Below are 11005 nucleotides of genomic sequence, written 5' to 3' on the forward strand. Positions count from 1 at the left end.
GCCGCAAGACATCACCTCTGGAGATATTATTCGTGTTCTAGAAGGTCCAATTAGTCCTGTTGAAGGCATTGAAGACGAAGAACCAGCAAAGCGAGAACTGTGGATCAGAATTCGCGATGCTGTCAAAGATGTATTAGACAACACCACGATCGAAGACTTGGCGAATCATACAGACGACAATGCTGGCGATTCTTATATGTTTTATATTTGATGAGTGGGAGATTAACGCCTAGGATCCGCTTTGATGAGGGAGATGGATTGGTGGAAATGGAGTTTAACAACCGAACTCCGTTTCTAGGGTAGAGTTGGATCGTTAAAAAGAGAGTTAAACACCCGAACTCCGGTTTTAGATTAGAGTTGGGTCGTTAAAAAGGGAGTTAAACCCCCGAACTCCGGTTATAGGGTAGAGCTGGGTCGTTAAAAAGGGAGATTAACCCCCGAACTCCGGTTATAGGGTAGAGATTGGTCGTTGAAAAGAGAGTTTAACCCCCGAACTCCGTTTCTAGGGTAGAGCTGGGTCGTTAAAAAGGGAGTTAAACCCCCGAACTCCGGTTATAGGGTAGAGTTGGGTCGTTAAAAAGGGAGTTAAACCCCCGAACTCCGGTTATAGGGTAGAGCTGGGTCGTTAAAAAGAGAGAATCTCCCCGAACTTCGTTTTTAAGAAGAGAGGTAGAGCGTTAAAAATTACCCTGGTACTTACCTATACGAGCCCTAAAAGAAAGTTAATAATAAAATATTCCCCTGAAAGCTCATTCACTGCTTTCATAGGAAGTAAGACTAAAAGTCTGCAACGATATATTTCGAAAGACAGAAGGTGAACCAATGGAACATATATATTTAGATCACGCGGCAACGAGCCCGATGCATCCAAGAGTGATTGAAAAAATGATGGAAGTGATGGGACAGGAATTTGGAAATCCTTCAAGCATTCATCACTTTGGACGGAGTGCGCGGCATATTATTGATGAAGCGCGGGCAGCAATGGCCAAAAGCATTGGGGCTATTCCAACCGAAATTATTTTTACAAGCGGCGGAACCGAAGCCGATAATCACGCGATTTTTGGAGCAGCAGATGCTTATCGCGATAAAGGCAATCATATTATCACAACGGAAGTCGAGCATCATGCGGTTTTACATGCCTGTCATCAGCTTGAAAAACAAGGCTTCACGGTTACGTATTTGCCTGTCGATGAGACTGGAAGAGTTTCAGCAGAAGCTGTTAAGAATGCACTAACTGACGAAACAATTCTTGTAACGATTATGTTTGCCAACAATGAGATTGGCGCGATACAGCCGATCAAAGAAATTGGTGAGCTCCTAGCTGATCATCAGGCTCTCTTTCATACAGATGCTGTCCAAGCCTATGGACTGCAGAAGATCGATGTGAAGGAACTGCAGGTCGATTTGTTATCTGTTACGGCCCATAAGCTTAACGGACCTAAAGGGATTGGCTTTCTTTATGCCAATAAAAACGTCATGCTTTCATCTCGTTTGTTTGGCGGTGAGCAAGAGCGAAAACGCAGAGCAGGAACGGAGAATGTCCCTGCAATTGCAGGCTTTCTAGAGGCAATTCGTGTTGCGCAGGAAGAACGGGAAGCGAAGACAGAGCAGTATAAAAGCTATCAGGAACTTTTTGTACAAAAATTGAATGAAAATGAAGTGAATTTTACCCGGAACGGATCACTTGATTATTCAATGCCACATGTACTAAACTTAAGCTTTCCTGGAACAAATGTAGAGCAAATGCTTGTGAACCTTGACCTTGCTGGAATTGCGGCATCAAGCGGTTCTGCCTGCACAGCGGGTTCTATTGAACCATCACATGTGCTTGTTGCGATGTTTGGAAAAGGAGACGATCGTCTGCAAAATTCGATCCGTTTTAGTTTTGGCTTATTCAACACAGCGGAACAGGTTGAAAAAGCAGCACTTGAAACGAGTAAAATTATAAAGCGATTAACATAAAGTGATACTCCATATGCTTGCTATTTGTAAGAACTTTAGCTAACGATATGCTTATTGATTGGAACGGAATGGTGCGAGACTCCTGCGAGAGGAGTGGGAAGGTGAGACCCCACTGGAGCAAAGTGACGAGGAGGCTCACCACCCGCCCTGCGGAAAGCGAGTACCATGGAGTGGAAATCATTTAAGATAACATAAATAAAAGAAAAACAGAAACGTGGTGAAAAACATGAAAAAAGATCCTAAAGATACACGCGTTGTTGTCGGGATGTCGGGCGGCGTTGATTCATCTGTGGCAGCACTTCTTTTAAAAGAACAAGGCTATGACGTCATCGGTATTTTCATGAAAAACTGGGATGATACGGATGAATTTGGCGTTTGTACAGCAACGGAAGATTATAACGATGTCATCAGAGTCTGCAACCAAATTGGCATTCCTTATTATGCGGTAAACTTTGAAAAGCAGTATTGGGAAAAGGTATTTACGTACTTTCTTGATGAATACAAAGCTGGAAGAACTCCAAATCCTGATGTAATGTGCAATAAGGAAATCAAATTCAAAGCGTTTCTTGAGCATGCTGTCAGCTTAGGTGCCGATTACTTAGCAACAGGTCACTATGCACGAGTCGAATACCGTGATGGTGAATACAAAATGCTGAGAGGGCTTGACGAAAATAAAGATCAAACCTATTTCCTTAACCAGCTGACACAAGAACAGCTTTCAAAAGTTATGTTCCCGATTGGTGATATCGAAAAGTCAAAGGTTAGGGAATTAGCGGCGAAAGCAGAGCTGGCAACAGCAACGAAAAAGGATAGTACGGGCATTTGTTTTATTGGCGAGCGCAATTTCAAAGAATTCCTCGGAAACTATCTGCCAGCACAGCCGGGCAATATGGAAACATTTGACGGCAAAGTGGTTGGGCGCCATGATGGTTTAATGTACTATACAATCGGCCAGCGCCATGGACTTGGCATTGGCGGAGCAGGCGAACCTTGGTTTGCGATTGGCAAGGACTTAAAGCGCAATGTTCTTTATGTGGGACAAGGTTTTCATAATGAAAAGCTTTATTCAGACAGTATCACAGCTGTAAATGTGAGCTGGGTTTCAGATGAAAAACCACCTCAAACATTTGAATGTACAGCAAAGTTCAGATACCGTCAGGCTGACAATAAAGTAACAGTAGAACTCGCCGACGACAATACGGTTAAAGTTACCTTCCATGAACCAATCCGCGCAATTACACCAGGACAAGCGGTTGTCTTCTACGATGGAGACGTCTGCCTGGGCGGGGGAACCATTGACCAAGTATTCAAAAACGAAGACCGTCTTACGTATGTAGGATAGTTTTAATAGTAGATCTTCAATTAAATCCATTTTCTAAAGGGATATAAATCTATAAAAAAAGAGAGATTTTATCAGGATATGCCTGGTTGATTGGAACGGAAGGGTACGAGACTCCTGCGGGAGAAGTGGAAATGATGAGACCCCACAGGCGCACGCGCCGAGGAGGCTCATCTTCCACCCGCGGAAAGCGAGTACCCTGCAGTGGAAATCACTTTTACACATTGCTGAAAACAAGCCCTGAATCACTGAATTCAGGGCTTTCTTCCGTCCTAAAATAAAAATATGCTATACTTTCAGTGAATGGAGTGATTGTACAATGGATAAAAATCAGCAAGGTATTCAATACATGCAAGAAGGAAAATGGGAAGAAGCTGCACAGTCCTTTATGGAAGCCATTGAAAAGCAGCCGGACAACCCAGTTCTATACATAAACTTTGGCAACGTCTTAGCAGCTGTCGGCGACCCTGAAAAAGCGCTGAAATTCTATGAAAAGGCGATTGCACTTGATGAAAATGCCGCTGCCGCTTACTATAGCGCAGGTAACTTATACTATGATGAGCAAAACTTTGAAGAAGCAAAAAACATGTTTGAGCGAGCGATGCAAAAAGGCTTAAATACTGGTGATAATTATTTCATGCTCGGCATGTCTTTGATGGCGCTTGATCAGGCCCGTCTTGCACTGCCATACCTGCAGCGCAGCACAGAATTAAACGAAGAAGATGCTGAGGCCTCTTTTCAATATGGCCTATGTCTTGCAGGACTGGAATTCATTGAAGAAGCTATTGCACAATTTAAAAAGTGCATCAGCATAGATGAAGATCATGCAGATGCTTACTACAATCTAGGTGTAGCGTACGGTTTCCAGGAAAAAGAAAAAGAAGCATTAGAACACTTCGAGAAGGCACTGGAAATTCAGCCTGATCATGTCCTTGCAGGATACGGGAAAAAATTGATCGAGAAGGAATAGAGCTGGAGATATTCTTATTTAAATCATTTTTATAATGGTAATCAGTAAGATTCCTGATGAAGTGAAATTAATACACTTATTGTTAAAAAGCCTTTGAAGGGAGGGACCATCAATGGAGGAGCAGGGCTCATTAAACTTGTTTTCCGGTGCAGAAGAAAAATATATGAAAGGCAAGCATCTTGTGACAATTTTTCATAACGAGCAAAACATGTACACGGTGCTGCGTTTGCGGGTTGAAGATACAAATCATACATATGAAGATAAAGAAGCTGTGATCACGGGCTATTTTCCAAAGCTACATGAGCATGAGACATATATTTTTTACGGAGAGCTAAAGGAGCATCCGAAATTTGGTGTCCAGCTTCATGCTACCCATTACCGCAAGGATATACCGCAGACAAAGCAGGGCGTTGCTAATTACTTATCTAGTGATCTTTTTAAAGGGATTGGAACTAAAACAGCGGAAAGCATTGTGGAGGAGCTTGGAGAGAATGCCATCTCAAAAATACTGAATGAGCCTTCAATTCTTGATCGGGTTCCCAAGCTTTCCGGCGAAAAAGCAAAGCTTGTCTATGATACGTTAATGGAGCATCAGGGATTGGAGCAGGCCATGATTGCTCTAAATCAATATGGCTTTGGACCGCAGCTTTCGATGCGAATTTATCAGGCGTATAAAGAACAAACGGTAGATATGATACAAAATAACCCATACAAGCTTGTTGAAGATGTTGAAGGAATCGGTTTTTCGCGCGCGGATGAGCTGGGATATCAGATCGGGATATCGGGCAGCCATCCTGATCGCATTAGAGCCGCATGCCTTTATATGCTTGAAACCGGCAGCATGCAGAATGGACATGTGTTTATGTATGCCAGAGACCTTCTGCCGAGTGTTAAGCAGCTGCTTGAGGATAATAAGCGTGACCAGATCGAGTTCGCTGATATTTCCAAGGAAATTGTGAAGCTTGGGGAAGAAGGCAAGATTATGGCGGAGGATCAGCGCCTCTATTTGCCTCCATTGTATTTTTCAGAAAAGGGAATCGTAACAAATATAAAAAGGATTCTGCAGCAGACACAATATGATCAGCAATTTCCTGAATCAGAGTTTTTAATGGCATTAGGTGAGCTTGAGGAACGGCTAGGGGTTCAGTATGCTCCTTCACAAAAGGAAGCGATCCAGAAGGCGCTGATGAGTCCGATGCTTATTTTAACCGGTGGGCCTGGTACGGGGAAAACAACTGTTATCAAGGGAATTGTGGAACTGTATGGAGAACTGCATGGCTGCTCGCTTGAACCAGGCTCTTATAAGCAGGAAGAAACCTTTCCGTTTCTGCTTGCTGCCCCAACAGGCAGAGCGGCTAAACGAATGGCAGAATCAACTGGACTGCCCGCTGTAACCATTCATCGCCTGCTCGGCTGGAATGGCAGTGAAGGTTTTGATCACCATGACGAAAATCCGCTTGAGGGAAAAATTTTAATTGTGGATGAAACGTCGATGGTTGATATTTGGCTGGCGAATCAGTTGTTTAAAGCTGTGCCAGAAAATATGCAGGTTATTTTGGTAGGAGATGAAGATCAGCTGCCATCCGTAGGTCCTGGGCAGGTACTAAAAGATCTCTTAAGGGCTGAACGGCTTCCCACAGTCCGATTAATAGACATTTATCGCCAAGCTGAGGGATCTTCCATCATCGAGCTTGCTCATGAAATGAAAAAAGGACAGCTTCCAGCGAATATTAGCTCTCCTCAGCCTGATCGTTCTTTTATAAAATGCGGGCCAGGTCAAATTGGAGCTGTTGTTGAAAAAGTAGTTCTAAATGCCAAGAAAAAGGGTTATACAGCTAAGGATATTCAAGTGCTGGCGCCAATGTATAGAGGACCCGCCGGAATTGACAAGCTAAATTTAATGCTGCAGGAAATTTTCAACAGCAATCCCGATGGTTCACGAAAGGAGCTGGCCTTTGGTGATGTAAAATACCGTATCGGCGATAAAGTGCTTCAGCTTGTGAATCAGCCTGAAAATCATGTATTTAATGGAGATATGGGTGAAATTGTCTCAATCTTTTATGCAAAAGAAAATACGGAAAAGCAGGATATGATTGTCGTTTCTTTTGAAGGAGTCGAGGCAACTTATACAAGGCAGGACTTGAATCAGATCACGCATGCATACTGCTGCTCTGTTCATAAATCTCAAGGAAGCGAGTTTCCGATTGTTATTTTGCCTGTTGTGAAAAGCTATTACAGAATGCTGCGGAGAAATCTTTTATACACAGCTATTACACGAAGCAGACAGTTTTTAATTTTGTGCGGAGAAGAAGACGCCCTCAAGATCGGTGTGGAACGTGCAGATGAGCAGGCCCGGCTGACAAGATTAACAGAAAAATTGCAAGAAGGAATTGTTGAACAGGGTGAAATAGATTCTTCAGAACAAACAGAAGAGTTATCATACGAAGAAATATTGCTGGCTGCTGACCCAATGATTGGGATGGAAAATATAACGCCGTATGATTTTATGGAAAAAGAATATAGCTAATAGAAACAGTCTAAGTTAGGCTGTTTTTTTATGGGAAGCTTTACCAATCGACACAAGAAGGCGGGATATCTAATGCCAAAGAAAAACGACAACAAGCTTACCTATGCAGAGATTGAGGCATATAAGATGAAAGAAGGCAGCTCACATGAGTTTTCAGAGGAGCTGGCTGATGGCGGAGAACGAAATCAGCGCTTTGATAAACCGCGCTACAATAAGAAATAAGCTTTACTGCAGTATGTCCATGATTTGAATACTGATGTTCGGGAAGGTGGGAGCGCTCCTGAGGACATTTTCCCTTTTAAAAGGCTTGACCGTTTTTAACGCGAATACAGGCGATAAACTCGGCAGTATTTGCGATTTATTTATTTCGCAGGATGGACTCGTAAAGGGTCTGTTATTGAAAAAAGGTGCTCTCTTAAAGAAAACATTTCTCATTGATATTAACGATGTATCTTCGTTTGGCTGGGATGGTGTGATGATTCCAAGCCCTGCTGTAATGAAGCCGGTTCACAAAGGGGAAGAATACACATGTGAGAGCCACAATCGCTTAACCGGCAAGATGCTGATGACGAAAGAGGGCGAACGACTGGGTTTGCTTGAGGATGTATATTTTTCCGAAGAAGTGGGCACAATCGTAGGGTATGAATGTACCGATGGCTTTTTTTCAGATATGCTCGAAGGAAAACATGTCATTAAGACAGAAGAGCCCCCTGCGATTGGAAAAGACGCCATCATTGTTAATGTAAAATAAAAATGAGGTGTCTTACGTCTATGTTAAAATGCCCAAACTGCGGTAGCAAGGATATCGGGAAAATTGGCATCAATCAGTATTATTGCTGGGGATGCTTTATAGAGCTATCATTATCCAAAGGAATCATCAATACCCATCAGGTTGAAGAAGATGGATCACTAAGCTCTCTTGACGACTTGTTTGCTGAAGATGAGCGCCGCTATTCATCGTGACGAAAATTTAGCGGATCGAGGTGTGTTAGATGAACAAAATTTTAACCTCAGCAGCACTTATTGGAGCTGGATATGCTGTTTACAATGCAACTCAAAAAAACAAAATGTTTTCTTCAAGAAATATGAAAAGATTACAGAAGAAAATGACAAAAGCACTTTTTTAAGGATGATATAGGGATACTAATTCGCAGATGAATTGGTATCCCTATTTTTATTATGATGGAGTGTTCCTTTTTCTTAGAGCTTTGAAGCTAAGTGTTCTTAGTAAATGCCTGCTGAAGCAATGATCGCTATACTCCACATGATAAGAGTAAATGAAATGGTCAGCCAAACGGTGTTTTTTGCCGTGTTTTCGTCGTTTTTTACCTTTTTTAAAATTGATACTAAATTCAAGCAAAACATAATACATAAGACAGGCATGAAGAACCAGCCAAAATACAGAGACGCAATCATCATAGGTTTTTTCTCCCCCATTTCATTTCTTATATGCATATAAGCCAATATATGGTTGCTGTTTTAAACTTATTTTACCATTTTTGGTTAATTTATTTCAGCAGATTTCTTTGGTTGTGAAACAAGTGCCCGTCAGTCGGGAAAATCGGTGGGGGAGGGAATGAAAGAAGAGGTTAAGTGCCCGCCAGCTGGGGAAATTGATGCTGGAGGGAAATTTAGAAGAGGTTAAGTGCCCGTCAGCCGGGAAAATTGATGGTGGAGGGAACTAAAGGAGAGGTTAAGTGCCCGTCAGTTGGAAAAATTGATGGTGGAGGGAACTAAAGAAGAGGTTAAGTGCCCGCCAGCCGGGAAAATTGATGGTGGAGGGAACTAAAGAAGGGGTTAAGTGCCCGCCAGCCGGGAAAATTGATGCTAAAGGGAACTAAAGAAGAGGTTAAGTGCCCGTCAGCCGAAAAAATCGGCGGTGAAGGGAACAAAAGAAGAAGCAAAGTGTCCGCCAGCTGTGAAATTCGATGGTGAAAGAAACAAAAGAAGGAGCATGTGCGCGTCAGCCGTGAAAATTGGTGTTGAAGGGAACCAAAGAAGGAGCAAATGGCCCGCCACCCCAAAAAATCCACCCCGACAGAAACAAAAAGCGCAGAAAAACACCCCCCATCCAAAATAAATGTATGATTCTCCCTCTTCTCTCTCACACTATCCAGTGAGGGGGCGACTTCAATGAATATCCCTATAAAGTGGTTTTACCGATTAGGGTTTTTGCTGCTTTTATTTATTGTTATTTTTGTTTTTTTAAAATTGAAGACATTATGGCATCCGGTGTTGGATATTTTTCTAGCTGTATTAATTCCGTTTATCATCGGTGCGTTTATTACATATTTGCTTCATCCGATTGTGGAGCGTCTGCATGAAACAGGGATGCATCGGGGTGTGGCCATTTGCATAATCTATATAATTTTCTTCGGAGGAATAGGATTCGCTCTGTATAAAGGAATTCCAGCCTTTATTCATCAGCTTAGAGACTTGGCGGAAAGTGCTCCGCAATTTAGCGAGCAATATCGAAGCTGGACTCAAATTATTCAGCAGAAAACTTCAATGTGGCCAGAAGGATTACAGACAAGAGTGGATAGCGGAATTACAGCGGCTGAGGAAACGTTAGACAAGTTGCTGACGAAGATCTTGGCTGTGCTGATGAATTTTGTCAATGATATTGTCATGATCTTACTGATTCCATTTATTTCTTTTTACTTGTTAAAAGATTATCCGCTCGTAAAAAAGGCGGTTTGGTATTTAACACCGCGCAGGTGGCGAAAAGAAGGACTGTTGTTTTTAAAAGATGTTGATAAGTCATTGGGCAGCTATATCCGCGGTCAGCTGCTTGTTTGTATCATCATAGGTTCCTTGTCAGCCATTTTGTTTTGGCTGTTTGGAATTAACTATTCCCTTCTTTTAGGTCTGATTATTGGCATAACTAATGTCATTCCTTATTTTGGTCCCATTATTGGAGCAGTACCGGCTGTCATCATTGCAGCAACCATGTCTACGAAAATGGTATTGATCGCCATTGGGATTGTGCTCGTTTTGCAGTTTCTTGAGGGTAATGTACTTTCCCCTTTCATTATGGGCCATAGTCTTCATATGCATCCGCTCGTGATCATGCTTGCACTTTTAGCAGGGGGAGAGGCAGCCGGAATCATCGGCCTGATTATTGCTGTTCCGATTCTGGCGGTCATAAAAGTCAGCCTTCTGCACGCCAAAAAGCATTTTTCAAAAAAGAGGGAGCGAGAGCCTGTGAAGCATTGACAAACCGCCTTTCTTATCGCTATAATGCGCTTATAAATGAATTTATACTGAAAACATATTGATGGAACAAGTATGTTATAGACCACTACATAGAGAGGGGATTCCATGGCTGGAAGAATCCCTGGGTGAAGGATAACAGAACGCTAATCCTGAATGCAGCTAATCCCTGCCGTTATCCGCGTTAAGGATCTGAGAGATAACAGAGGACATGCTCTGTTATTATCAGGGTGGTACCGCGAGTATAGTCCTCGTCCCTGTTTTGGGATGAGGGCTTTTTGTATTTTCAAAAGATTATAACTATGGAGGAATAAAGATGAAGAATTTATCAGGATCAGATATTCGCCGCCTCTTTTTAGAGTACTTTAAGGAAAAAGGGCATGCCATTGAACCAAGTGCTTCCCTTGTACCCCATGAGGATCCGTCCCTTTTGTGGATCAACAGTGGTGTAGCAACATTGAAAAAATACTTTGACGGCCGCGTAGTGCCTGAGAATCCGCGTATCACGAATGCTCAAAAATCAATACGTACAAATGATATTGAAAACGTAGGGAAAACAGCTCGTCACCATACATTCTTTGAGATGCTAGGGAACTTTTCAATTGGCGACTATTTTAAAGAAGAAGCCATTGAGTTCGCGTGGGAATTTCTTACGTCAGAGAAATGGATTGGCTTTGAAGAAGAAAAGCTTTCGGTAACGATTCATCCTGAGGATGATGAGGCATACAGCATCTGGCGTGAAAAAATCGGGGTTCCAGAAGAGCGCATCATTCGTTTAGAGGGGAATTTCTGGGATATCGGAGAAGGCCCAAGCGGTCCGAACACAGAAATCTTTTATGATCGCGGTCCAGAGTATGGAAACGATGAGAATGATCCAGAATTATACCCAGGCGGAGAAAATGAAAGATATTTAGAAGTTTGGAATTTGGTGTTCTCTGAGTTCAACCATAATCCAGATGGTACATACACACCGCTGCCAAAGAAAAATATTGAT

Annotated in this window: 12 protein-coding genes; 11 read left to right on the forward strand and 1 reads right to left on the reverse strand. The window is 42.5% G+C overall.

Going from position 1 to position 11005, the window contains the following annotated elements:
• The 9 genes from B7E07_RS06650 to B7E07_RS06685 all read left to right on the forward strand — a co-directional run.
• Positions 1–211 (forward strand): Rrf2 family transcriptional regulator (locus B7E07_RS06650; RefSeq protein WP_257391407.1); only part of this gene is annotated, 211 nt, incomplete at its 5' end.
• A 611-nt stretch (positions 212–822) separates the two neighbouring features.
• The gene (locus B7E07_RS06655) at positions 823–1962 is read left to right on the forward strand and encodes a cysteine desulfurase family protein (protein ID WP_080844759.1); all 1140 of its coding nucleotides are present in this window, start codon (positions 823–825) and stop codon (positions 1960–1962) included.
• 226 nt (positions 1963–2188) lie between these two features.
• Positions 2189–3304, forward strand: coding sequence for a tRNA 2-thiouridine(34) synthase MnmA (gene mnmA / locus B7E07_RS06660; protein ID WP_080844762.1), 1116 nt, complete (start codon positions 2189–2191; stop codon positions 3302–3304).
• A 316-nt stretch (positions 3305–3620) separates the two neighbouring features.
• Positions 3621–4271, forward strand: a complete 651-nt coding sequence (locus B7E07_RS06665) for a tetratricopeptide repeat protein (protein WP_080844765.1) — start codon at positions 3621–3623, stop codon at positions 4269–4271.
• 112 nt (positions 4272–4383) lie between these two features.
• Positions 4384–6798, forward strand: a complete 2415-nt coding sequence (gene recD2, locus B7E07_RS06670) for an SF1B family DNA helicase RecD2 (RefSeq protein ID WP_080844768.1) — start codon at positions 4384–4386, stop codon at positions 6796–6798.
• Positions 6799–6870: 72 nt separating this feature from the next.
• Positions 6871–7020 carry a hypothetical protein gene (locus B7E07_RS23545; protein ID WP_156495713.1) on the forward strand — a complete coding sequence of 50 codons (150 nt, stop codon included), beginning with the start codon at positions 6871–6873 and terminating at the stop codon, positions 7018–7020.
• A 34-nt stretch (positions 7021–7054) separates the two neighbouring features.
• On the forward strand, positions 7055–7549 hold the full coding sequence (locus B7E07_RS06675; RefSeq protein ID WP_306807546.1) for a PRC-barrel domain-containing protein: 495 nt from the start codon (positions 7055–7057) through the stop codon (positions 7547–7549).
• A gap of 20 nt (positions 7550–7569) precedes the next feature.
• Complete coding sequence (locus B7E07_RS06680) at positions 7570–7761, forward strand: hypothetical protein (protein WP_080844771.1); 192 nt, start codon at positions 7570–7572, stop codon at positions 7759–7761.
• Positions 7762–7790: 29 nt separating this feature from the next.
• A complete protein-coding gene (locus B7E07_RS06685) occupies positions 7791–7925 on the forward strand; it encodes a YrzQ family protein (protein ID WP_080844774.1) in 135 nt (44 codons plus the stop codon).
• 97 nt (positions 7926–8022) lie between these two features.
• Here the strand turns inward: B7E07_RS06685 and B7E07_RS06690 are convergent, their stop codons facing one another.
• Complete coding sequence (locus B7E07_RS06690) at positions 8023–8217, reverse strand: hypothetical protein (RefSeq protein ID WP_080844777.1); 195 nt, start codon at positions 8215–8217, stop codon at positions 8023–8025.
• A 714-nt stretch (positions 8218–8931) separates the two neighbouring features.
• Here B7E07_RS06690 and B7E07_RS06700 point away from each other — a divergent pair.
• Both B7E07_RS06700 and B7E07_RS06705 read left to right on the forward strand, forming a co-directional pair.
• The gene (locus tag B7E07_RS06700) at positions 8932–10014 is read left to right on the forward strand and encodes an AI-2E family transporter (RefSeq protein WP_080844785.1); all 1083 of its coding nucleotides are present in this window, start codon (positions 8932–8934) and stop codon (positions 10012–10014) included.
• A 313-nt stretch (positions 10015–10327) separates the two neighbouring features.
• Positions 10328–11005 (forward strand): alanine--tRNA ligase-related protein (locus B7E07_RS06705; protein WP_257391408.1); only part of this gene is annotated, 678 nt, incomplete at its 3' end.

It is taken from the genome of Cytobacillus gottheilii, from assembly GCF_900166665.1.
Taxonomy (GTDB): domain Bacteria; phylum Bacillota; class Bacilli; order Bacillales; family Cytobacillaceae; genus Cytobacillus; species Cytobacillus gottheilii_A.

What these genes read in the sequence shown, in the direction of transcription:
- B7E07_RS23545 (WP_156495713.1), top strand. Translation starts at nt 6,871, where the DNA reads ATGCCAAAGAAAAACGACAACAAGCTTACCTATGCAGAGATTGAGGCA.
- B7E07_RS06685 (WP_080844774.1), top strand. Translation starts at nt 7,791, where the DNA reads ATGAACAAAATTTTAACCTCAGCAGCACTTATTGGAGCTGGATATGCT.
- B7E07_RS06690 (WP_080844777.1), bottom strand. Translation starts at nt 8,217, where the DNA reads ATGATGATTGCGTCTCTGTATTTTGGCTGGTTCTTCATGCCTGTCTTA.
- B7E07_RS06700 (WP_080844785.1), top strand. Translation starts at nt 8,932, where the DNA reads ATGAATATCCCTATAAAGTGGTTTTACCGATTAGGGTTTTTGCTGCTT.
- B7E07_RS06665 (WP_080844765.1), top strand. Translation starts at nt 3,621, where the DNA reads ATGGATAAAAATCAGCAAGGTATTCAATACATGCAAGAAGGAAAATGG.
- B7E07_RS06675 (WP_306807546.1), top strand. Translation starts at nt 7,055, where the DNA reads ATGTTCGGGAAGGTGGGAGCGCTCCTGAGGACATTTTCCCTTTTAAAA.
- B7E07_RS06680 (WP_080844771.1), top strand. Translation starts at nt 7,570, where the DNA reads ATGTTAAAATGCCCAAACTGCGGTAGCAAGGATATCGGGAAAATTGGC.
- mnmA (WP_080844762.1), top strand. Translation starts at nt 2,189, where the DNA reads ATGAAAAAAGATCCTAAAGATACACGCGTTGTTGTCGGGATGTCGGGC.
- recD2 (WP_080844768.1), top strand. Translation starts at nt 4,384, where the DNA reads ATGGAGGAGCAGGGCTCATTAAACTTGTTTTCCGGTGCAGAAGAAAAA.
- B7E07_RS06655 (WP_080844759.1), top strand. Translation starts at nt 823, where the DNA reads ATGGAACATATATATTTAGATCACGCGGCAACGAGCCCGATGCATCCA.